Source organism: Candidatus Zymogenus saltonus (assembly GCA_016929395.1).
GTDB classification, from domain to species: domain Bacteria; phylum Desulfobacterota; class Zymogenia; order Zymogenales; family Zymogenaceae; genus Zymogenus; species Zymogenus saltonus.
The window spans coordinates 173,745-197,113 of record JAFGIX010000054.1 but is presented as its reverse complement, the minus strand read 5'-3'; the positions used below and the strand labels follow the sequence as shown (position 1 = coordinate 197,113).

Annotated in this window: 18 protein-coding genes; 7 read left to right on the top strand and 11 right to left on the bottom strand. The window is 53.1% G+C overall.

The features are described 5' to 3' along the window. Window positions 1-510 precede the first annotated feature (510 nt). Complete coding sequence (locus tag JW984_11240; protein ID MBN1573759.1) at window positions 511-699, top strand: DUF2892 domain-containing protein; 189 nt, start codon at window positions 511-513, stop codon at window positions 697-699. 170 nt (window positions 700-869) lie between these two features. After that, the gene (locus JW984_11235; GenBank protein MBN1573758.1) at window positions 870-1,586 is read left to right on the top strand and encodes an isoprenylcysteine carboxylmethyltransferase family protein; all 717 of its coding nucleotides are present in this window, start codon (window positions 870-872) and stop codon (window positions 1,584-1,586) included. A gap of 707 nt (window positions 1,587-2,293) precedes the next feature. Here JW984_11235 and JW984_11230 read toward each other — a convergent pair. The 8 genes from JW984_11230 to JW984_11195 form a co-directional block, all read right to left on the bottom strand. Beyond that, window positions 2,294-3,610, bottom strand: a complete 1,317-nt coding sequence (locus JW984_11230) for an amidohydrolase (protein ID MBN1573757.1) — start codon at window positions 3,608-3,610, stop codon at window positions 2,294-2,296. Then, window positions 3,607-3,972 (bottom strand): cupin domain-containing protein, encoded by a 366-nt coding sequence (locus tag JW984_11225; GenBank protein ID MBN1573756.1) that lies wholly within the window; start codon window positions 3,970-3,972, stop codon window positions 3,607-3,609. Before JW984_11225 ends, JW984_11230 begins: the two co-directional genes overlap by 4 nt. Continuing rightward, window positions 3,973-5,343, bottom strand: a complete 1,371-nt coding sequence (locus tag JW984_11220; GenBank protein ID MBN1573755.1) for an amidohydrolase — start codon at window positions 5,341-5,343, stop codon at window positions 3,973-3,975. Continuing rightward, window positions 5,340-6,203 (bottom strand): purine-nucleoside phosphorylase, encoded by an 864-nt coding sequence (locus JW984_11215; protein MBN1573754.1) that lies wholly within the window; start codon window positions 6,201-6,203, stop codon window positions 5,340-5,342. The genes JW984_11220 and JW984_11215 overlap by 4 nt, the downstream gene beginning before the upstream one ends. 498 nt (window positions 6,204-6,701) lie before the next feature. Continuing rightward, on the bottom strand, window positions 6,702-10,187 hold the full coding sequence (locus JW984_11210) for a tetratricopeptide repeat protein (GenBank protein ID MBN1573753.1): 3,486 nt from the start codon (window positions 10,185-10,187) through the stop codon (window positions 6,702-6,704). 16 nt (window positions 10,188-10,203) lie between these two features. Then, window positions 10,204-13,116, bottom strand: coding sequence for a CHAT domain-containing protein (locus JW984_11205; protein ID MBN1573752.1), 2,913 nt, complete (start codon window positions 13,114-13,116; stop codon window positions 10,204-10,206). Window positions 13,117-13,347: 231 nt separating this feature from the next. Then, window positions 13,348-13,917: an HDIG domain-containing protein gene (locus tag JW984_11200; protein MBN1573751.1), complete on the bottom strand. Its 570-nt coding sequence runs from the start codon at window positions 13,915-13,917 to the stop codon at window positions 13,348-13,350. Window positions 13,918-14,369: 452 nt separating this feature from the next. Beyond that, window positions 14,370-14,834, bottom strand: a complete 465-nt coding sequence (locus tag JW984_11195) for a tetratricopeptide repeat protein (GenBank protein ID MBN1573750.1) — start codon at window positions 14,832-14,834, stop codon at window positions 14,370-14,372. A 440-nt stretch (window positions 14,835-15,274) separates the two neighbouring features. Between JW984_11195 and JW984_11190 the strand changes: the two genes are divergently transcribed. From JW984_11190 to radA, 5 genes are all read left to right on the top strand, one after another. Continuing rightward, window positions 15,275-16,252 carry an ABC transporter substrate-binding protein gene (locus tag JW984_11190; GenBank protein ID MBN1573749.1) on the top strand — a complete coding sequence of 326 codons (978 nt, stop codon included), beginning with the start codon at window positions 15,275-15,277 and terminating at the stop codon, window positions 16,250-16,252. Window positions 16,253-16,815: 563 nt separating this feature from the next. Continuing rightward, window positions 16,816-17,760 (top strand): ABC transporter permease, encoded by a 945-nt coding sequence (locus tag JW984_11185; GenBank protein MBN1573748.1) that lies wholly within the window; start codon window positions 16,816-16,818, stop codon window positions 17,758-17,760. Continuing rightward, window positions 17,761-18,567 carry an ATP-binding cassette domain-containing protein gene (locus JW984_11180; protein ID MBN1573747.1) on the top strand — a complete coding sequence of 269 codons (807 nt, stop codon included), beginning with the start codon at window positions 17,761-17,763 and terminating at the stop codon, window positions 18,565-18,567. Between the two features lie 130 nt (window positions 18,568-18,697). Next, window positions 18,698-19,798, top strand: coding sequence for a PQQ-binding-like beta-propeller repeat protein (locus JW984_11175; protein MBN1573746.1), 1,101 nt, complete (start codon window positions 18,698-18,700; stop codon window positions 19,796-19,798). A gap of 137 nt (window positions 19,799-19,935) precedes the next feature. Beyond that, window positions 19,936-21,354, top strand: a complete 1,419-nt coding sequence (gene radA, locus JW984_11170) for a DNA repair protein RadA (protein MBN1573745.1) — start codon at window positions 19,936-19,938, stop codon at window positions 21,352-21,354. A gap of 8 nt (window positions 21,355-21,362) precedes the next feature. On the opposite strand, the gene JW984_11165 is transcribed toward radA, so the two are convergent. The 3 genes from JW984_11165 to JW984_11155 form a co-directional block, all read right to left on the bottom strand. Next, complete coding sequence (locus JW984_11165; protein MBN1573744.1) at window positions 21,363-21,611, bottom strand: hypothetical protein; 249 nt, start codon at window positions 21,609-21,611, stop codon at window positions 21,363-21,365. After that, window positions 21,604-21,966 (bottom strand): hypothetical protein, encoded by a 363-nt coding sequence (locus tag JW984_11160; protein ID MBN1573743.1) that lies wholly within the window; start codon window positions 21,964-21,966, stop codon window positions 21,604-21,606. Before JW984_11160 ends, JW984_11165 begins: the two co-directional genes overlap by 8 nt. A gap of 585 nt (window positions 21,967-22,551) precedes the next feature. Further along, window positions 22,552-23,304: an enoyl-CoA hydratase/isomerase family protein gene (locus JW984_11155; GenBank protein ID MBN1573742.1), complete on the bottom strand. Its 753-nt coding sequence runs from the start codon at window positions 23,302-23,304 to the stop codon at window positions 22,552-22,554. Between the last annotated feature and the right edge of the window lie 65 nt (window positions 23,305-23,369).

Below are 23,369 nucleotides of genomic sequence, written 5' to 3'. Positions count from 1 at the left end.
TCCGTCCCGAAGCGGACCCCCGGCCTGAAATAGATGTTCCAGGCGGAGCCCGGGTCTGCCTTCTCGTCTGCCGCAAAAGCGGGCACAGCAAAAATCGCTGCGACAAGGACAAGGAACAGCGCGAAAGAAATAAACTTTTTCAGCTTCATAAAACGCCTCCTGTAGAGTATTAAATGAAATGCCTTTTGTGTTTCACAATGTATTGCGTACGTTAACCAAAAGGGGCAAAAAAGAGGTTGTAGAAAAGATAATTTTTCTCAATTTCAATGCAATATTATAGAATTATAATCTTTTGTCAAGAAATATCAGCAATTTAAGGGTAATTTTCAGCCTAAATTGATATTTTTATCTGATTAAAACAATCAAGTCAAAAGAATCAATGGTAATTTTTAACTTTTTAAAAGAAAAAAACTATAAAAATGAAAAGGATTTTTAGTGGAATATTTCGCCGATAACCGTTATAATAAGAAACATATAAGCATATAGTCATAACTCAAAGGGGGACAAAAAATGAAAAAGAACATTGGAAAGGCCGATAGAATCGCAAGGATCGTCATAGGTATCGTCATATTGGCCCTGGGTTATTGGTTCAAGAGCTGGTGGGGATTGATAGGCCTGGTGCCGGTTCTGACCGCGGCGGTCGGGTTCTGCCCGGCGTATCTTCCATTCGGCATTAACACCTGCAAGGCAAAGAAATAATTCGACAGGCCGAAACGTCTTAAAAGCAAGACGGTTGTGTAATTCTTACAGTTCGTTTCCCGAGACGGCTCAATTATCTCTTACGCGTTTTTGTAAATAGTCCAAGCTCATTTTTAATACATTAGTCTTATGTACCGATTTCTGAATTGCTATGTGCGCCGATGTCTGATTTGAAGATCGATAAATTGATGACGGGAAATGTCCGGTTGAACCGCGATGGCGTCAGGGGGATTGTCAGGGGATTCATTAGGCCTATTTTAGGGCTTTTTGTCCTGCTCGTCTCATCTGGCACAATAGGCTGGATAAACGCGTGGATCTATATTGGGATGAGACTCCTATACCACGTAACATACGTGGGGCTTTTGATGACGAAAAATCCCGGGCTTTTGAATCAACGGGGCAGGGTAAAAAAGAACACCAAGACCTTCGACAAGGTCATATTGATTTCATTTGTGCCGCTCTCTTTTTTGATCCAGATCGTCTGCGGCCTCGACGCGGTGAGATTTGAATGGAGCGGTATGTCTCTCGGATTTGTTGTCTTCGGCGCCGTGATATGGGTTTTGGGCATCTCTTTTACGCTCTGGTCGATGGTAGCAAACCCCCACTTTGAGGCGTCGGTCCGCATCCAGGAGGACAGAAACCAAAGGGTTTTCACGTCCGGCCCTTACGGGATCGTGAGACACCCCGGCTACCTGGGTTTTATCCTCGTGTTACTCGGTGTTCCCTTCATACTCGGCTCCTGGTGGGGTCTCGTGCCTTCCTCGGTTTTCGCGATCACGGTTATGGTAAGAACCGATCTTGAGGATCGTATGTTGAAGGGCGAGCTTTCCGGCTACAGCGAATACGCGAAAGAGACGCGGCATCGGCTCATCCCCCTCGTCTGGTAGCTGCCCCCGGTTTTTTGTCTGTCAGTTCTCCCGAATTGCCCTTAATATTGCCGTTTTGGCAGGCCCCGTCTGGTAAGATACGTCGGTTCCTGCCTGTCAGGCCGCCGCCGGTTCTTACCGGTTGGATTATAATTTAAAAGACAAGAGGTTGTTGTTTCTAATCCATCGTTTTGGTCTTGTGAATTGGGTGTAAGAGGAACTTTGTCTCCGCAAATCCCTAATCTGTTACGGCTCATATAATCCTTTGAAATGGAAATTCGCCGAAAAGGTGAAATCCCTTTATTCCCTTCTCCTGCGTACAGATGCGTATCTCATATGAAAGGTAGTGGAAGAAAGGTTTATGCGACAGGCGGCCGCTGCACCTTATGTTCTATTAAGGAACATCACAAAGATCAGAAAAGTTCTTCAACTCCGGGCCGTCGTCTTTACACGTGACGGTTACCCCGCATAACCCGCAGGACTGCAGGCCAAAAACGATAAAAACCTATCTTCTATATAAAAATTGAATCAAAAATGGGAGGCGAAAATTTGATTGGCTTTAGAGACGACTGCTGAATCTTGGGCCTGAATGATTTGCGCCAAATAATTTATGGAAGTTTATAAGAGATCAATATCTAATATCAACCAACCGAACAGCTCCCGGCACACCTAACTTCATGGGAACTTGGGGAAGATAAGGGCCTTTTCCTGCCGACCCAAGCTTGAAATCAGATGAGCCGGTTTCCTATCTCGAAGAGCCTCGCTATCGCCCCGGGTTCGTCGAAGGGATAGACCTTCCCCCAGTGGTAGACGACGCGGCCGTTGATGATGTTGGTCTTTACGTCAAAACCCCTCGCCGAATAGACGAGGTGTGACGGGTAGTCGAACAGGGGAGCTGCGTGGGGCCTTGTGAGATCGACGATTATAATGTCCGCCGCCATCCCTTTTTTAAGACAGCCTATCTTTTCTTCCATGCCCAAGGCCTCGGCCCCCAAGAAAAGCACCGTGGCAAGTACCGTTTTTGCTTTTATCGATGCGGCGTCCTTGGATATGACCTTCTGGAGCTTTGCCAGCATGTCCATCTCGTAGAAGAGGTCCTGGCGGTTGTTGCTCGCTGGGCCGTCGGTTCCCAGTCCCACCGGTATCCCCGCATCGATAAAGGCGGTAACGGGGGCTACTCCGGCCGCTAACTTTGCGCCGCTCCCTGGACACACGACCACCGATGAACCGTAGCTCGAGAGTATCTCTATCTCCCCATCGTCGACCCAGTTTACGTGAACCGCCGTGAAGCTCTCGTTTAAGACCCCCTCCTTCTCCAGATGTCTTACCGGGGTCCTGCCGTACTTCTTCCTGATATCCTCGACCTCCCCCTCCGTCTCTGCGAGGTGTGTAAAAACTCTGGCATTGCTCTTTGAGGCGAGGTCCCCCGCCCTGTGGTACGTCTCGGGGGATGCGGTATAGGGTGCATGGACAAAGAGGGCGGGCATCACCATGCCGCTATCATCTTCAGGAAAATTATCGAGGAACTCTTCGACCACATCGAATTTGGCCGCCGGGTCCTGCCACTGGGGGGTGGGAAAATCGACTACCCCCTGGGCGCATATCGCCCTCATCCCGCTTTTGATGAACGCCCTCGCGGCATCTTCCTCGAAGAAGTAGCTGTCGCATACGGTGGTAATGCCGGATCGGATCATCTCCGCCGCCGAGACCAGCGTTCCCCAGTAGACCATCTCCTTTCCCATGATCTTGTTCTCCGCAGGGATAATGTGCTCGAGCCACTGGTCGAGGGGAAGGTCGTCGGAGTATCCCCGGAGGGCCGACATGGCGGCGTGGGTGTGGCCGTTGATCAGCCCCGGCATTATCAGGTCGCCGTCGACGTCGATAACCTCCTTGGCATCGTAGTCCCGGAGGATGTCGATCTGCTCGCCGACATCGACAATCACACCGTCCTTTACGATCACCACCCCGTTGTCAAACCGGTTGTCATTCTCGTCAAAGGAGAGGACGGTCCCGTTCTTTATTATCAAATCAACTTTTTCCGTCATACCATTACTACCTCGTCCCCTTGATCCCAGGGGGGATCAACGATACAATAAAACATCAGCTCGCCGTCGCCGTCGTTCTCGATGAACTGGAACGCCCCTTTGGGTATATATATAACGCTCCCCCTCCTTACTGCGCGAACCTCTTCCTCGATGTGCATTATCCCGCTCCCCTCCAATATTATATAGACTTCCGATGAGGATTGCAACTTGTGGGTGTGACTTTTCCCCCCGGGGGCGATCTTCGCGAGGGCGAGGCTGTACCGGGTGGATACGGGATCGCTCTTCGGCGACAAGATCTCCCTGATCCTCGTCCCGTCCCCGGCCGTTATCTCCTTTGCCTTGTCGACCTCCTTTATGAACATCTATCCCGCCCCTTTTATGGATTTCTTGACGCGCTCGGAGAGCTCCCTCGCCTTTGCGATTATCTCCCCGGTATCCGCCTGGGTAAGACTTCCGTCTTTGACCAATATCTCGCCGTTTACCAGAACGTCCCTCACGTCGGACGCCATCGCCGCGTAGACGAGGTGAGAAAAGGGATCGTATACCGGTGTGAGGTGGGGCCTGTTGAAGTCGACCACGATGATGTCGGCCCTCTTCCCCTTCTCCAGCGTCCCCACGGTCCCTGAAAGGCCCAGCGCCTTGGCAGAGCCGACAGTGGCGAGTCTCACCGCCGTGTGGGCGTCCATATGGGTCGGGTCAGCATCGTATATCTTGTGGAGCTTTGCGAGGGTGTCCATCTCGCCGAAGAGGTCGAGGTCGTTGTTGCTGGCGCAGCCATCGGTCCCGAGGCCCACAACAATCCCCCTCTTCAGATACTTGTGGACGGGCGCCCAGCCGGAGGCGAGCTTCATGTTGCTCTCCGGATTGGTGATGACCTTGACCCCCTTTTCCGCCATGATATCCATCTCTTCGTCCGTCACCCAGACGGCGTGGTCGGCTACGAACCTCTCGCTCAATACCCCCAGGTCGTCAAGGTGCTTAAACGAAGTCTTGTTGTACTTTTGCCTGACATGGGCCACGTTCGCCTGAGACTCCGCCACGTGAATGATACAAAGGACATCGTGTTTTTTCGATATCTCCCCCGCCCTGACAAGGAGCTCCGGGGCGCAGGTGTCCAGGGCGTGGGGCTGGACCGTTGGCGTAATCAGCGGGTCGTCCTTCCACTTTTTGATGAAATTTTCCGTATACTCGTAGCCCTGAGACAGCTCGCCGTAGTTGGGCGACGGAAAGTCGTACAGAACCTCACCCAGGACCCCCCGCATCTTCATCTCCTTAGTCGCCCTGGCGACCGAGTCCTCGAACAGGTACATGTCGCAGAATGTGGTGGTCCCGGAAAGGAGCATCTCGGCTATGGCGAGCTTCGTTCCCCAGTAGACGAACTCGGCGTCGAGGTTTTGGCTCTCCGCCGGGAATATAAAGTCGTTGAGCCAAGTCTCCAATGGGAGGTCGTCTGCGATCCCCCGAAAGAGGCTCATGGCGGCGTGGGTGTGGCCGTTTATCAGCCCCGGCATGACCACACAACCGGAGGCGTCTATCACGGTTTTCGCCTCCACGGATTTGGCGTCGTCACCCCCCCCCACGAATGAGATGGAGTCGCCCGTTATCGTAACGGCGCCCCTTTCGATGATCTCCCCCCCTTTTTTGCCCTCTCCAGAGCCCCTCATCGTAATAACGGCGCCGTTTTTAATCAAAACATCCGCGCTCTTGACCTTGGATTCGCTGTCCTTCGTCATTTTTCTCCCTTTTCCTCAATTCGGTTTAATACACGGGATATTAATTTAATCAGGTCGGGCCCCGCCGCCTCCGCCCCGGAGATGACGTCCTCCAGAAGGATCGGCTTCATGGCGTCCGGCAGGTTGACGTTGGATATCACCGAGAGGCCCAGGACCCTGATTCCGGCCTTCACCGCCGCGATGACCTCCATTATCGTGGACATCCCCGTGGCGTCCCCCCCCAAAGCCTTTAGCATCCTCGTCTCAGCCGGGGTTTCGAGGCTCGGCCCGAGGATTCCGATGTAGACCCCCCTGTTCAACCTTATGCCGAGAGATAACGCCTCCTCCTCGGCCGTCTCGATGAACTCCCTGTCGTAGGCCCGGGTCATGTCGGGGAACCTGGCCCCCATCTTGTCGGAATTTATCCCTATCAGGGGATTTCTGCCCGTGAAGTTTATGTGGTCGTTGATGACCATGATCTCTCCGGGGAGAAAGAGAGGATTGAGGCCGCCCGCCGCGTTGGTGATGATTAGGTTTCTTATCCCCATCGTCTTGAGAACCCAGATCGGAACCGCTATCTCGACCGGCTCGTATCCCTCGTAGAGGTGGAACCGGCCGTCGAGGACCGCGACGTCGGCGTCCTCGATTCTGCCTATATCCAGCTTTCCGGCGTGGCCCGTCACCGTAGACGTGCCGAACCCCGGAATCTCCCCGTAGGGTACCGAGACGTCGACCTCCATGACCCCGGCAATCCCGCCGAGGCCCGTCCCGAGGACCACCGCCGATTTCGGGCGGAGGTTTGTCTTCAACAGGATGAAGTCCGCCGCCTCGCGGATCTTTGCGTAGAGCGATTTCTCATCCAACGGGATTCCGGGCGTCATCCGGCGCCTCCCCTTAAAGATCAAAAACGTTATTTATAATTATCCAATTCCGGGAAAAACACAAGCGAAAAATATAATTGATAAGCCGATGAGAAAACCCGACGACTAAAACATCCGGCCGAGTTCTCAACCGCTCAAGGGGGAGCTTCAGAGAATCCGCGCTCTAAACTCAATGAAAAGCGGGACATTGTCATTCCCGACTCGACCGGTAATCAACTATGCCGTCATTCCTAAATCGATTGGCAATCCAATATTCTGTCATTCCCGGCTCGATCGGGAATTAATATGCTGTCATTCCCGGCTTGATCGGGAATCCAGAAAAATCCTCCTCACCCTCATTGCCGAATCAATCAAGAATCCCAAAAATCGTGTTTTTATCATCACCGCATAATTTGCCGAGCCTCTACAATAACACCCCCACGCCCGCCGGCCGGCAAATTAATATTAGATTCCCGCTCTTCCACCTGAACTTAAATCCACGACTTTTTTAATTAGATTTCAATCCTTCGACCGCCTTATCTCTGCAAGCAGCCCCCTTATCTCCGCGTCATCCGGGAGCTTCTGAAGGGCGGCGGTAAGATACTTCTTCGCGTTCTCGTAGTCCTTCATCTTGAAGTATATATACCCCTTAGACTTATAGGCAGGGCCGTTCTCCGCCTTCAAGACCAGGGACTGGTCGGCGAGCTCCATAGCCCTGTTCAGCTTCTTGTTCTCCTTGGCGTAGACGAGGGCGGTTACGGCGTAGAGGAGGTAGTCGGCGGGCTTCAAGTCGACCGCCTTCTCGTAAAATTTAAGGGCCTTGCCCGCCTCATCTTTTTCCATGTAGAATTTGGCCACCGTGACCAGCGGCTCGAAGTCATCGGGTTTAAGCCCCGGAAGCATCAAGAAATATTTTTCGGCGTTGTCGTTATCGCCCCTCGCCTTGTAGGTATTGGCGAGACCCAGGTGCGACCTGTATTCCTTCGGGCTCTGAGCGATCACCTTTTCGTAATATTCGATCGCCCTGTCGTAGTTCCCCGCCCCCCTGTGGCACTCCCCCAGAAAGTATAGGACGTCGAGGTTTTCAGGAACCATGTTGTGGGCGGTCTCGAGGTACTTAATCGCCTCCGAGTACCTCCCCGCGATCCTCAATCCGTCCCCGAGGTTCAGGTAAGGCTTATAGTCGTCCGGGTAGCTCCTCATGAGGTTCTGGTTCGCCTCGATCAGCTTTTCTACCGCCAATTTGTCATCGGGCCTGATCGATATAGCCTTTTTCAAGGCCAGCATCATCTCATCATCCCAGCCCCTCGTGGAAAAAGCCAGCGCGAGGTTGTAGTACGCCTTGTAGTTCTTTGGGTCGATCCTGACGACGTTGTTGTAGGCGGATATGGCCTCATCGAAGGAGCCCATCTTGAAATAGTTATTGCCGAGGACAAAGTATAGATTCGGCTCGTCCGGGTTGATCTCCAGCGCCTTCCAGAGGATATCCACTGCGAGCTTGTATTGCCCCGTATTCGAGTACGCCTCCCCCAGACGAATAATCGCCTCGATTCTTTGGGGGTCGACGGCGAGGTAGTCGTTCAGCACCGGGATAGCCTTGTCGTAGGAGCCGCTGTCGAAATAGCTGACTCCCAGAAGGAGTATGACGTCCTTGAAGTCGGGCTTCAGCTCTATGGCCGTTTTCAGGGCGACGATCGCATTATCGTACATGTCGAGCTTGTGGTAAACGAGCCCGAGGAAGTAATATCCCTCCACGTATTCGGGGGAATAGGTAACCGCCTTTTTGAACTCCTCCAGGGCTTCCGTATCATTTCCCGCCTCCATCTTCAATCTTCCGAGCTTGGTGTACGCCATGTAGTTGTCGGGGGAGAGCGAGATCGACTTCTCGTAGTAGGTGGCCGCCTTTTCCGGGTCCTTCAGCCTGTCGTAGACCTCCCCCAGGCTGTAGTAGACGAAGAACTGGTCGGGGTCGAGCTTCAGCGACTTCTCGTAAGACCAGATCGCCTCTTCGTACTCCTCCTTGTAGTAGTGGACCTTCCCTATCCCCTTGTACGCCCTCGGGTTCGTGGGCTCCGTCTCGAGGGCGCGGTTGTAATATTTCATTGCGGATTCAAGCTCCCTGTTGTCGAGGTAGGTCTCGGCGAGGAGTATAAGGGCGTTGTAGTAGCGGGGATTGAGCCCCTCCGCTATCTCCAAAAGCCCCACCGCCTCCACCGTTTTATTCCTGGCCAGCAGTATCTCCGCCATCCTGTAGTAGGCGACGTAGTTCTTGGCGTCTATCGTAACCGACTTCCGGTAGACCTCCAGCGCCTTGTCACTCTCGCCCAGAAAAGTGTAGAGCGCACCGAGGGAGAGGTAGGCCTCGATATACTTCGGGTCTTTCTCTATCGTCTTTTCGTAGTTCGAGACGGCCGCCTCGAAGTTCCCGGTCTGGGAGTATATCCTGGCCTTGGCGAAGTAGCCGGGGGCGTAGTCGGGATCTTTCTTCAACACCCGGTCAACGATCTTGATCGCCTTTTTCGGCTCCTTGTTCAGGAGATAAACTCGGGAAAGCTCTATATAGGCCTCTGTGTAGTCCTTATCGAGGTCTATCACCTTGTTCAGGATCTCTATCGCCTCGCCAAACCTGCCGAAGGAGGCGTAGGCCCTCCCGATGTGGAGATAGGCGGTATAAAAGTTCGGATTTATCTTGAGGACGCCCTCGTAGACCGATATGGCCTTCTCCAGGTCGCCCAGGGCCATGGCGGCAACCCCGATGTGGTTGTATCCCTCGACAAAGTCCGGCTTTATCTCAACAGCCTTGAGATACGCCTCCATCGCCTCCTTTGTCTTCCCCCGGGCGTTGAGGACGTTTCCGAGCTCGTCGTACGCAAGGTACAAGGAGGGGTCGAGGGAGACGGCGTCCCGTAAAAACTCCTCCGCCATCATGTACTCCCCCTTCTTGTAGTAGGCCGAGCCGAGACCGTAAAAAGCATCTCCGCCTTTGGGATTCAGCTTCATCGCCTTCGTGAAGACCTCGATCGCCTTGTCGTACTCCTTCATGGATAGGTAGCTTTGACCCAGAAGATTAAATATCGCGGGATTTTCTCCCGCAAGCTCCGAGGCCTTGACCAGTGTTTTCGAGGCGCCGGAGTAGTCCCCCTTTTCGTTCAGTATCTTGCCTATATAAATATATATATTGGCGTCGCCGGGCCTTATCTTGCCGGCGCGGTTGAAATAGGCAAGCGCGGTGTCGTAATCGCTGAGCGCCATCGAGGACTTCCCGTAGAGGAGGAGCCCCTCGAAGTTGTTCGGCGAGGATTGAAAGAGGGTCTGGAGAATCGATTTCACCTTCTCGTAGTTTCCCATCTCGAAGTTGAGCCGGGCCGACAGGATCAGACCCTCCGTGGAGTCGTCGGCGCTCTCCGCCCCCTTGCCGTAGGCGACAAGAGCCTCGTCGTTCAGCCCCTGGCTCTTCAGGAGGTCCCCGATCTTGATGTAGACCTCGGTGTAGTCGGGTTTAAGGTCTATCGCCCTGTTGTAGGCGGTAAGCGCCTCGTCGTAATCTTTGTTCTTCGAGTACGCCTCCCCCAGGTAGAAGTAGCTGATAAAGGATTTGGAGTCGACACCCACGGCCCTCTTAAGGGCGTCTATCGCCTCGGGATACCTCCCGGTTTCGAGATAGGACTTGCCGAGGTTGAAATATCCCTGAAAGAAGGAGGGATCGACCCTTACCGCCTCCCTGAAGGCGGTTATAGCCTCTTCGTTTTCGCCCATCTTCAGATAGACGTTCCCCAGCTTGTTCTTCGGATTCGGATTCGTGGGGTAGAGGCCCTGGGCATCCTTGTATTTTTTTATGGCTTCGTCATACTGCCCGTTTTCGAGGTAGAAATCCCCCCGGCTCATAGATTCGGTGTACTCCCTCTCCTTTTTGTCTATCCCCTCGTCCTCCTGGAAGGCGAAGAGGGGTGTCGAGAGGAGAAGGAGCCAGATCGCTATCGTCAAAATTATTGAAGACCTTTTCATTTTTCAGTCCTGTTATCTAAAAATCGCACATCATGGGGAAGTCGACCCAGCCCAGCTTCCCGCCGTCCCCGTATCCCGCCGCCGACTCCCTCATTATAGAGAAGTAGGCGGAGAGGATCCCCTCTTTTCTCATCCTCGGGATCGCCGCCTCGAAGAACGCGTTTACTTCGCCCCTCCTGGCCGCCTCGGAAACAAAGACGCAGGAGCAGCCCCCGTGTTTATAGGAGGCGAATAGCTCCATGGTGAAAAAATCAACTCCCCGCATTCCGTTAGCCCCCGAGCCGAAGACGAAAATCAGGGGGGAGCGCTCCCCCCACCAGGGGCGGGAGTCGGCGTCGTTGACCGCCGGGTTGTTGATTGCCGTGTCGTTGATTGCCGTGTCGTTGATTGCCGTGTCGCTGATTGCCGTGTCGTTGATTGCTATTACGGCCTCGCTCTCCGCGGGGATTTCACCGCCCCCGCCCACCACTTCGTAAAAGAGCCACCTAACACCGACGGGGGAGAATCTACCCTCTCCCACAACCGCAAGATAATCGAGGGTGGATATTTTATTTTCGGCGGCTCCCCCGGCGGTCGAGGCCGCCGCAAAAAGGGAGGGGGCAAAAAATATATCGTAATCCTCGACAAGAAACGTAAAGCCGTCCTCGCCCCGATAGTCGCCGAGGGCCTGAAACGGCAGGGAGCCGAGGGCGATTCCGGGGGATACGCCGATCCTTTTGACGCCCGGATATTCGCTCAAGACGGGCGCGATCAGGGCGGCGTAGAGCCGCCTCGACGTCTCCTCGAACGAGGGGGCGAGGAGACCGGGCGACTTATCATCTCCGTCGACGGGGGCGGCCTCGTCCGCAACAGCGTCCCCGGAGAGGAAGGCTACCATCCGGTTGGACAGGACAATCATCTCGGGGCCGGCACCGAGATTTATTATATTCAAGTCGTTTTTGGAGGTAACGAGGGCAAATGCGTCATCCCGCCCCATGAAATATTGAACAAAGATGGAGTCATCGCCGATTTCCCTCGCGAGCCGCTTCGGCTCCCTCACCTTCATCCCGAGGAGGGTTGCGAGGCCGGGGCTCTCCTTGACGATCGTCTTTTTTGCCTCCAGGCAGGACCTCTTCAGCTCCTCCCTCCTCCCCATCAGGATTTTAGCGGAGGACTCGGAGTAGCGGTTACTTTCGGTTGAGAGCATCAATCTCTCCACGGCGAGGGAGTCCCCGATATTATTTCTCCAGAGAGAGAGGAGCTTTTTTCGCCCCTCGTCAAAGAGGCGGTCAGACGCGTACAGCCTCTCGGCAGACCATATCGACTGATAGAATAATAGGGCGGAGAAAGCGGCCTCCTCTTCGCCGAGCTCCTTAGAGAGCGATATTATATCCGTCAACACTTCAGAAAGGGTATCGAGATCGAGCGTCTCTATTGGGAGATAGATTCCGCCGAATTTCGTTGTCATCGCATCCGCGGAGTGTTTGAAGACCTCGGTGAGCGAAAGAAGCGCCTCCTTTTTTTTGCCGGCGCCTATCTGAGCGAGCCCCAGCGCCCGGTGGGCGGAGGCCGTCAGGACGGGCGAGCCGATCGAGTTTGCAAGCTCCAACGCCTTTAGGACCGAGGATATAGCGCCGTCGTAATCCTTGCCGGTGGCCAATATACGCGAAAGCTCGATATCGGCCATCGCCTCCCCTGCTTTCCACTTCGCCTTTGAGGCTGTGGCCTTGGCCTCCTCCGCGTATATCTTAGCCCCCTCCGGCTCCCCCGTTTCCCTCATCGCCCGACCCAACAGAATGAGGGCAACAACCCTCGACTCGTCGTCCTTCAACGCCTCGGAGATCTTTTTAACCAGCTTTATCTCCTCGACGGCCCCGGAAGCGTCCCCCGTCGATACCTTCATTACGCTCAACGTTATGAGGGCCTCGTTAAGCCTCTTGAGGTCGCCGAGCTTCTCAAAGACGTCGGCGGCCCGGTCGACCTCGGTTATTCCTTTATCCAGGTTACCGAGGAGGTAATCCGCCCTGCCTATCAAAAGGAGCGCCTCCCCCGAAAGCGCCCCCGGCACCTTGCCAGGGGCTGCCCTCGATGAAATATCGAGGGCGGAAGAGGCTGTCTCCATCGCCCTCAGGCACTCTCCAGTCAGAAGATAGAGTCTCGCCGTCTCCAGAAGCGCCCTTACCCGATGCTCGTCCATTCCAAGGGTCTCCGAGAGCTCGACCGCCCCCTTGAGGTCGGCCATTGCCCCCGATATGTCCCCCACGGCTAGCCTTGCCCTGCCGATGGAAAGGAGGGCGTTGAAGACCCCCTTGTCATACCCCGCCTTTTCGTAGAGCTCCTTCGCCTCGATGAAGGCCTCTATCCCCTTTACGTGATCCCTTACGATGTTGGACGCCACCTCTCCCTGGATGAAGATCTCGTCTCCCCTTGACCTGAAGCCCTCCTTCTCGCCCGTTGTCGGCGGGGCGGGGCCCTTCGGCATCGGTTTCAGCTTCCTGACGTTTTCTAAATATTGATCGAGAAGGGCCGAGTTGAGGGTCACCTCCGCCTTTATAATTTCGTATTTGGCGGCGGGAAGGTAGGTGGAAGAGACTATCTTAGTCTTTAGGACAAACTTCTCCGGGCTTGATAGGATTACGGAATCGATCCCCTCCTCCAGCCATTCGAACTCGTCGTTTTCCAGCTCTTTGATGAGATATATTAAAATTGCGTTTTTTACGGCCGATTCCTCGATCGCTTTCTCGCCGATCGACTCCTCTCCCGCTTCGCCCGCCTTGCCCTTCGGCCCTTTTACGCCCGGGGGTACTTTTGAGTCCACCACAGCCTTCGGTCCCTGACCCGTTGAGATGACAAGGACTCCGCCCTCTGTCCCCTCCATCTCTGCCAATACGGGAGAACAACAAAAAGCGATGAGGAGAATTGGGACGAGGAGATATGCTGTTTTTTTCAAGATCATTCTCGAAAAGAGATTAGGCAATCTTACCTATAAAAAAATGACTCCATTTGAAGCGGGCTTTTTCTCTGCAACTTTCGGGGATTCCCTCTACAGGTTACTATTTTCAAAGGGGTTGTTGAATGTCAAAAACGATCCCACAAACCGCCAAACCACGCAAACCACGCTCTTTCGACTCAACGTTCAGTGAACCTAATGGCAAGCCGAAGAAAAACAAGTCCGGGGCCCTTAAAGTCCCAGGTCGTCCGAGATCCCGCCCATGGCGGAGAGGCTGATCTCGACAAACTCGGGAAGGGGTATATTTATCTCTTCACAGAACATTATCCCCTCCCTGCTGACGGACCTGGCAAAGTGTTTCTCCTTCATCCTCTTCGTGACCGACTTCGTTTTGACGGAGGCGATCTTCTTGTCCGGCATTACCAATGCCGTGGCGACTATCAGGCCGGTGATATTTTCGGCGCAGGTTATTGCGAAGTGGAAGTCCGTTGACCTCGATATCCCGAGCATCTCCGCGTTATGGCTCTTGATCGCGTCGATGATCTCGGGGCTCACCCCCTTTTCCGCCAATATCTCCTCGGTTATGAGGGTGTGCCTCTCGGGCGTCTCTTTCGTCTCGTTGTAGTCGAGGTCGTGGAGGAGGCCGGCGATCCCCCATGTATCCGGGTCCGCCCCCATCTTTTCCGCGAGGGCCCGCATGATCGCCTCGGTGGCGAGACAGTGCTTAACCAGCGCCTCGTTTTCGAGCCGCGATTTCACAAGATCAAGGGCATCTTCCCTTGATATGCCGATAACCGCCATCTTGTCGGTACCTTTCTTTTTTCTTTTCCGTTATTGCTTCCTAACCGCAAAATATTTGACCGTCATTTAAAGATCGCTGCCCTACAACACCAATCCCCTTTCTCCCAACCCCCATCTCCTTTTTGTGACCCGCTTCAAACCACCGAGTCGTTCGCTCTAAAAAAGCGTTTTATTCGCTATCCCCCACAATCCCCCGACCTGCCCCGACCTCCACCGATAAGGAGCGATCTCTTCTTTTCCGGATGCCCGATTCCACAGCCCCGCGTATTGCTGAAATACCGTCACCGCCCACCGCCATCTTAACCAAACACGGTTCTTCAGTTACCCGGACGAGGGAAAACACTTATTGCCGTCCCCCCTGTTATTACTGCCCCCAATATCTGATCATTCCTTCCCCCTCTGCCGGATTATCCCCCTCCCTGCCGTACTATTCCTGCCCCCCCCCCGCCGGACTATTTCCACCACTTCTCTTTTTCCTTCTTCTCCCGCTTTTCCATCAACATCTTTTCATCGCAGTAATTATCGTCCAGATCGCAGGCCTTGCCTTGATCGAGCTTCGCGTTCTTTTCGTCCCCAATCATCTTGTAGCAGCCGGCCCGCTCGTAGTAGGCCTGGGCGTCCGTGGGGGAAAATCCAATAACGAGGGAGAAATCGTCGAGGGCCTTATCCCAGTTGTGAAGTTTCTTGTAGCAGATTCCCCGCTGAAAATAGACGGCCAGGATGTTCGAGCTGGTCCTCTCGTCCCCCTCAAAGCCGAGCTTTATCACCTTCGTAAATCCCTCGATGGCTTGCTCATATTGACCCCTTTTGAAGTCTCTCAGGGCCTTGTCGTAGGTATCCGACGCATCCGAGGCAACGGCCGCGGTAAAGCCGGTTAAGATAAAGATCACAACGGCCGGTAGAAAAATTCGTTTCATGCAATGCACCTAAGTAAAAAGATTCAATAAAATTAAATACTTAACTCTACATTTGGTGGTTATCCACAAATCTATACACAACATGTGGATAAAATATTCCCCGAAAAACAACATAATCCGCCAAAGAGGTCATCAACTATGCTGGGAAGCCCTTTTCACCTCGGGAAATAGGGAAACGGAAATAGATATTTCCTCTCTTCATCAGCCTTATTAAACTCCCAAAACTCTTCAGGGGCTTATAGAATAATACTGTATCATATCTTTTTAGTCAAGCTTTTCTCCAACGTTTTCTCTTGACGATAAGCAATATTTATGTTATTTAAAATAGTTTAAGGGGCGGTTTTCCCCTATATCGAGCCCCTTTTACAGCATCATTCGGCAATCAAACGCCGTTTGAGGGATTTTTTTAAAGCTTTCCTAAAAAATGGAGGTAAAGATTAATGAAAAAGTTACTGGTAATTCTTTTAGCGGCGGCCGTTTCCGCAACCTTGTTTGTCGGGCTTACGGGTTGCGCTCCCGAGAAAAAACCGGTCGTCATCGGCATTTCGCAGATCGTTGAGCATCCGGCCCTTGATGCGGTCCGTAAAGGCTTTATCGACTACCTTAACGAGAACGGTTATAAAGAGGGTGAGAACGTAAAGTACGACGTCAACATCGCCCAGGGCGATATGAGCACGGCAAAGCTCATTGCGGACAAGCTCGTGGGAATGAATCCGAACCTCATCCTGACAATAGCGACCCCCACATCCCAGGTGATGGTGGAGGCGACAACCGAGATTCCAATCGTTTTCTCGGCCGTTACCGACCCCGTTGGAGCGGGCCTTGTGGCGAGCCTCGAGGGCGGCGGCAAGAACGTCACGGGGACTACAGACCTGTCGCCGGTCGACAGGCAGTTTGAGCTTATCAAAGAGGTAATTCCCGAGATAAAGAACCTCGGCTTCATTTATAACGCCGGCGAGGCCAACTCCCTGACGTCCCTGAAGCAGGCCAAGGAAGAGGCGGCCAAGCTCGGCTTCGAGGTCGTAGAGGCCACGGCATCCAACTCCGGCGAGGTGCTCTCGGCGGCCGAAAGCCTCGTGGGAAAGGTGGACGCAATCCACATCCCGACGGACAACACAGTTGTCTCGGCCTTTGAGTCGGTAACCAAGGTCTGCAAGGATAACGACATCCCGCTCTTCGCCGCGGACGTGGACTCGGTCCCCAGGGGAGCCGTGGCCGCCATCGCCATTGACTACTACAGGCTTGGAAAGCAGACCGGCAGGATGGCGATAGAGATATTAGAGGGGAAAGACCCCGGCACGATGCCCACCGAATCGCTCGAGGACCTGCTCCTCTATGTGAATCCCGGTGCAGCCGCCGAGATGGGAATAGAGCTTCCGAAGGCCCTGGTAGATAGGGCCGACAAGATCGTCGAGTAACGAATTGCGCCAGCTTTAAAAAGCGGGCCGTTTCCTTCGATACCTCTCAGACCGGTTGGCTTTGGTTAGTTGGTCGTTGGTTCTGAACAGTTGGGCAGATTAGTTGTTTTTGATCTGTTTTGTATGGCGAGTCGGTCGTATTGCGATCAGCTTGTATTTAGTTTTGATTAGTTTGTTTTAAGCTGCCCGGCCTTGATTGGCCGGACTTAACCGGCTGGCTTTGTTGAGCCGGGCATATTGGATCAGAGGCTCTTACCGATGCGCCCCGATTGACCAATTAAACGATTTCCGATTAATCTTGGTAAGGATATCAAATCCGATTGGTTGACGTAAAAAGGGGGACGGGGGATTTTAGGCGTAGTTTAAATATTTGGGGGTGGGGGGAAATCCCCCCCACCCTTTGCATTCACAAAAAGGGGGGCTATCAAAAATCATATGAGAGTGCCTTGAAAAATATAAATTGTCTATCCATTGTTTTTTATATGTTTCGGTATTTTCTTTTATCTGTTATATTAATTATACTTATATGTCCTACTATTTGGTATTTAGTCTAAGGATATGATTTGTCTCTATATGCGGTATTGGGAGCCCTCTCTCAGGGTCTTGTCTACGCCCTGATGGCGCTGGGCGTCTATCTAACATTTCGCGTCCTCGACTTCCCCGATCTCACCGTGGACGGGAGCCTTCCCTTAGGAGCCGCGGTTGCGGCGGTCATGATTACAAAGGGCCTGAACCCATTCTTTACCCTCCCCGTAGCCTTCGCCGCCGGTATGGCCGCCGGATTCGTCACCGCGTTTCTCTCCACGAAGCTGAAAATTCTGAACCTCCTCGCCTCTATCCTGACGATGATCGCCCTCTACTCCATAAACATCAGGATCATGGGCAAGCCGAACATCCCCTTCATCAATCAGATAACGATATTCGATCTCTTCCCCAGGGCAACAAAAATAATGAGCTTGCTTGGGGTGAACGAAAGATTTTTGGGAGTCGCCCTCTCGCTGACTATTTTCGCACTTATAGTGGTCGGCATAAAAATCATCCTCGATCTCTTTCTCCACACCGACCTCGGGCTTGCGCTGAGGGCCACCGGCGATAACGAGAATATGATCCGCGCCCAGGGGGTGAACACGCACATGACGATCATGCTGGGGGTCGCCCTCTCCAACGGGCTTGTGGCCCTCTGCGGGGCGCTGGTCGCCCAGGATCAGGGACTCGCCGACGTCACGATGGGGGTCGGGACCATCGTTGCGGGGCTTGCGTCCGTGATTATCGGGGAGGCCCTTCTCGGGGAGATGACGGTCTTCAGGGCCACCCTGGGCGTCGTAATAGGCTCCATCATTTACCGACTGGCAATCGCCTTTGCCCTCTCCCTCAGAATAGGCGGATTCGTGATCAGTCCCAGCGACCTGAAGCTGATAACGGCGATACTGGTAGTGTTCGCCCTGATGTTTCCGACCGTGAGAGAAAAGGTGAAGATAGGGGCCTTTAGGAGAGGGGGGGGGCGATAAATGATAAAGATCAGGGGATTGAGGAAGATCTTCAATATAGACAGCGTAAACGAAAACCTCGCCATAGACAAGGTCGATCTCAATATAAAGAAGTCCGACTTCATCACGGTGATAGGGTCTAACGGGGCTGGAAAGTCCACGCTGCTAAACCTGATCGCCGGCGTCTACCGCCCCGATTCCGGGAGGATCGTGATCGACGGGGTTGATGTCACCCCTTTGAAGGAATTCAGCAGGGCGGCCTTTATCGGCAGGGTCTTTCAAGATCCGATGATGGGGACCGCGGCCTCCATGACCATCGAGGAGAACTTCTCGATGGCCCTCTCCAGGGGGAGGATGAGGCTGCTCAAGATGGGGGTCACCAGGACGAAGCGGGATCTTTTTCGCTCACACCTCAAGCTCCTGGATCTGGGGCTGGAAAACCGCCTCAAGGATAAGGTGGGCCTCCTCTCCGGCGGCCAGCGCCAGTCGCTGACACTCCTTATGGCCACCCTTAACGAGCCGAAGGTGCTCCTTTTGGACGAGCATACCGCCGCCCTGGATCCGAAGACCGCCCAGCAGGTGATGGAGATCACCAAGATGATAGTCGAAAAGTACGGCCTTACGACCATCATGGTCACCCACAACATGACCCAGGCGCTGGCGATCGGGAACCGCCTTATCATGATGCACCAGGGGAATATAATCCTCGATGCGAAGGGGGCCGAGAGGGACAAGCTCACCGTGGACGCCCTTTTAAACGAGTTTCAAAAGGTCAGGGGAACCCTGAGAGACAAGTCGATGCTGTCCATAAACACCGATGCCCCTTAGGATTTTGTCCTTAGAATATTAATGAAATTGCCCGAAGACGTTTCGGTTAAATCCCCCTTGTGAACGCAAAGCGCGAATTGGGTTTACATATCCTTTTTTTAAAGCAACTTTTTTAAACTCATATTCAATATTGAACCGTTTTACAGATATTAGGAGATTCGGGGTAATCTCTCCCTTTTTCAAGGCGGCGGCGATTGCTGCAATAATCCTCCTGTCCCAAGGTTGCGGACACACCCCGCCCGGCTCCGGGGAGAGCTCCATCGGGCTTATGGTCCTCTGGAGATTCAAGACGAAGGGACCGATAAACTCCTCCCCGACTATATCGGGAAACGTCATCTATGTCGGCAGCGACGACGGCAGGCTCTACGCGGTCGATATGAAGAGTGGGCGGGAGGTGTGGCGCCATATGATGGGGGATCGGGTCCGCTCGGGCCCCAAAGTGTCCAAAGACAAGGTCTACGTTGGATGTGACGACAACAACCTCTACGCGATTGGGGCCCTTAACGGGAAGTTCGCCTGGCGCTTCGAGACGGAGGGGATGGTCAGGTCGTCGCCGGCCGTCTGGGGCGGGGCGGTCTACTTCGGGAGCTGCGACGGCAACCTCTACGCAGCCGACTCGAATACGGGAGAGGAGATCTGGCGGCTGAACGTCGGCGGCGGACTTGAATCGGACCCCAAGATCAACCTCGGCCTCGTCTATGCGGGAAACACGAAGGGCGATATGATCGCCGTCGACGGCGGAACGAAAAAGATGTCGTGGCGGTTCGATGCTGGAAGAAAGGCCGTTTCATCCCCGGCCCTCTCCGTGGGAGCCGTCGGAGCGTCGATCTACTTCGGGACGGAGGGGGGTTATCTCTACGCCCTTAACGCAAGATGGGGAAAGGAAAGGTGGCGGTTCAACGTGGGGGGCAAGGTGCTCATGGCCCCTGGGATGGTTAACGGCGTGGTTTACGTAGCCGGAACCAACGGAAAGCTCTACGCCGTAAGGGAAAGAAGCGGAAAAGAGATATGGAGCGTGAAGGTTCCCGGGAGAATCCAGACATCGCCCGTCGTGGGCGGCGGGATAGTCTACGTGGGAAGCTCCGAGGGGAGCCTCGTCGCCCTGGAGGCGCCGACCGGAAAGGAGATATGGCGCTACAGAACCGGGGGCTACATCAGCTCCACGCCCGTGGTCAGGGAGGGGGTCGTCTACTTCGGCAGCGGGGACGGTTGTCTCTACGCCGTTAAGTGAGGGGCCGGTGAAGTACGATGAGACGGGCCGGATAAGATTGCTTGGAGAACCGCCCAATTGACACCGCGGGAAGACAGCGAAAAACCTCAAAATATTTATTTGGTATCAATCCGGCAATACAGAAAAAATAAGGTTAAATGGCAAAGAAGGATAAGAACACAAAAATCTGCTATGTCTGTCAATCCTGCGGACAGGTGCTTCCGAAGTGGGCGGGCAAATGCCCCGGTTGCGGCGAGTGGAACACCATAGTCGAGGAGGTCGTCTCCCCAAGACCCAGGGGATCGGAAAGCGGGATGGGAACACGCGCGGGGGGGAAAAAGACCCTCTACCTCTCCGCCGTAGACATCGGGGATGTTGAGAGGCTCGATGTTAAGATCGGGGAGCTGAACGGCGTCCTCGGCGGCGGATTAGTAAAAGGCTCCGTGGTCCTCGTCGGGGGAGACCCGGGGGTCGGCAAGACGACCCTCCTCATGCAGATGCTCGGTAACCTCGCGAAGGCGGGCGTCAAATCCCTCTACGTGACCGGAGAGGAGTCTTCCGCCCAGCTCAAGATGCGGGGGGCGAGGCTCGGGGTCGATGAGAAGAGTTTTTTGGTACTCTTTTCCACAAACCTCGAGGAAATACTGGACGCCATTTCAGACCTCACACCAATGGTCGTAGTTGTCGACTCGATCCAGACGACCTCGACCGACCTTGTGGAGTCGACCCCCGGAAGCGTGAGCCAGCTGAGGACTGTGGCCCACCTCCTTACATCGATGGCAAAGGAGCAGGGGATCGCCGTGCTCCTCGTAGGGCACATCACGAAGGATGGCTCCATCGCCGGCCCGAAGGTCCTGGAGCACCTCGTGGATACGGTCCTTTATTTCGAGGGGGGGGCTGAATATCCCTACAGAATTCTAAAGGCCCACAAGAACCGCTTCGGCCCGACGGACGAGGTGGGCGTCTTCGAGATGAGGGAGGGGGGGCTTTTCGAGGTTGCCGATCCGACCGGCTTTTTCCTCTCGGAGAGGGTGGAGTCCGAGCCAGGGTCCGCGGTGACCTCGGCATTGGAGGGAACAAGAACCCTTCTCGTGGAGGTTCAGTCCCTCGTGACCCCGAGCCCCCTCGCCGTCCCCAGGCGCACCTCGATGGGGATAGACTACAACAGGGTAAACATCATGGCGGCGATCATAGAGAAGAAGGGGAGAATCGAGCTATCAAATCACGACATATTCGTCAACGTGGCGGGGGGAATAAAGATTAACGAGCCGGCCTTGGACGCCGCCCTCGCGGCCTCCCTCGTTTCGAGCTACCTCGACGTCGCCGTTCCGGCGGATACAGTGGTATTTGGGGAGGTGGGACTTTCGGGAGAGGTGAGGGGGGTTTCCCAGGGGGGAAAGAGGATCTCGGAGGCCAAAAAGCTGGGATTTACGAGGGCCGTGGTTCCGAAGAGGAACGCCGGTGAGCCTGAGGTGCCTTCCGGCATCGAGGTTCACGGGATAAAAAGTATCGGAGAGCTTATCGAAGCTCTCTTTAAAAAGGGGGGAGAGGGGGGCGGGAAGAGAAACTGTCAATAAAAAAAGGATTAATTTGACCAAAATTCATCAGGATCTATGTTAAATGTACGTATTATTGAATCGATTACTTTAATACTATATTCTGTATTTTCACCACGATATTTAATGGGAGTTTGCGGTCCTTGAATTTTTCCTTTAAATCCCCGATCTATAAAAAGTAAACACTCGCTTCCTTTCCCTCGACTTTTATCTTCAATAACACCAAATTTTTTTAGCCTTTTTAATAATTCGCGATGCTTAAGCCTTTTTTTACGCAAAACAGCATTCCACTTCTCTCAAAGGAATAGGTTTAATTCTATGATCCTCCTTGTTTAGTGAAATAGCTATTTTTCTCACATCGCAATTTTGATTTTGAGATTGAAGATATTTTTCCCATTCTTCCGGCGGGGCCATCTTAAAAATATAGCCTACATTATCATTTTCGATTGCACAGATTATATGAAATTTGATAAGATCGATAATATCTTCTTTAACAGAATCTTCGCTATCATTAGTTGTCACAATATCCATTTGCAAACAATGGGCAACCCATTCACCATCTTCTTCATATATCAAGATATTAAGTTTAATTGGTGTGGCTCTGTGGAAAAGGGTCTTAAGAAAAGATAACATTATAATCCTCCATAATCTATGTTATCCTTTTTGTAACTTTTATATTATCTGTTGAGCTTGACAAGTTGTCAAGCATTTTAATGCATGTACAATACGACATATTGTACATTATTTACAAGGTGCTAAATATATTGTGAACTTTAAATTAATTATGTAATATAGTACCACATGCTATGACAATTTACAAGTTTTATAAGAAAGTACTTTTAGTCTTGATGTGGTAAATGTATAAAAATATATTTTTGTTTTCTCCACTTTCTGTGATTTATGCACATTTTAAATGCGCCTATAATTTTTAAATTGAAGATTTAATCCCACTACTACTAACTGGTAAGTTCCGTTTTGTAAAAATCAGAGCCCGACTCAAATCACAGATTTGATTGCAGCTTTCGCCCCTGAACGGATTTCCCGTGCGGGGCAAGCCGCCCCCTCCTTCGAAGCTTAAAGATTCAATTCGCCTACGCGGCTCCAACTACGATATTAATCACCATATTAATCGCAATTACGGCAGATGCTTTTGAGGGGCGGCACTGATAGATATTTTTCGAGGGGGATAGACAAATCGTCCAGAGCCGAACAATCTTCCTATCTCCTGTTCTTGAAGGCCTTCATCTTCTGGAGCCTCTCATCCGTCTTGAAGAGCTCCATAAAATCCTCCCTCTCCCTGTATGCGGCCTCGTCGTAGCGCAGCTCCATTATATCGGTGAAGTGGACCTTGATGCTCTTTAAGGTTTCGGTCGATTTTTCAAGGAGCTTGTTTGCTATCTTCCTGGACTCTTTCAAGGCCTCCCCCTTCCCCACCATCTTGGAGATCATCCCCCAGTCGGCCACCTCCTTTGCCGAAAATATCTCTCCGGTAAGGGCCATGTATTTGGCCCTGTTCATCCCGGTGTGACGCCACACCCGAACGATCCCGGGCATGAAGGAGAAATTCACCTCCGGTTGTCCGAAGCGGGCCTCCCTCGATGAAACGAGGATGTCGCAGGATAGAGCCGTATCCAGCCCAACGCCCAGGCAGTAGCCCTCCACTGCGGCAATGGTGATCTTCCTCGATTTGTAGGTGGACTCCAGCACCTTTGAGAGAGCCCTCAAGAGCCTCAACCCCTCGGCCTCTTCGATATCGGCCATGTCGATGACGTCAAGGCCGGAAGAGAAGTTTCCACCGGCGCCGGTCAAGATGACCACCCTCACCTCTTTCATTGCGGTAAGGGTATCCACAAGTTTTGCCGACTCGTTTATAATAACCTGCCCGAACGCGTTGAGCCTGCGAGGTCGATTCAAGGTTACCACCGCCAGCCTCCCCTCGATATCGACCTTTAACTCCTTGTACTTTTCCATTTTACCCCCCCGAATAATATTAAACTAAAGATATATAAACAATGATCCTGCCTCAAAAAGGGATT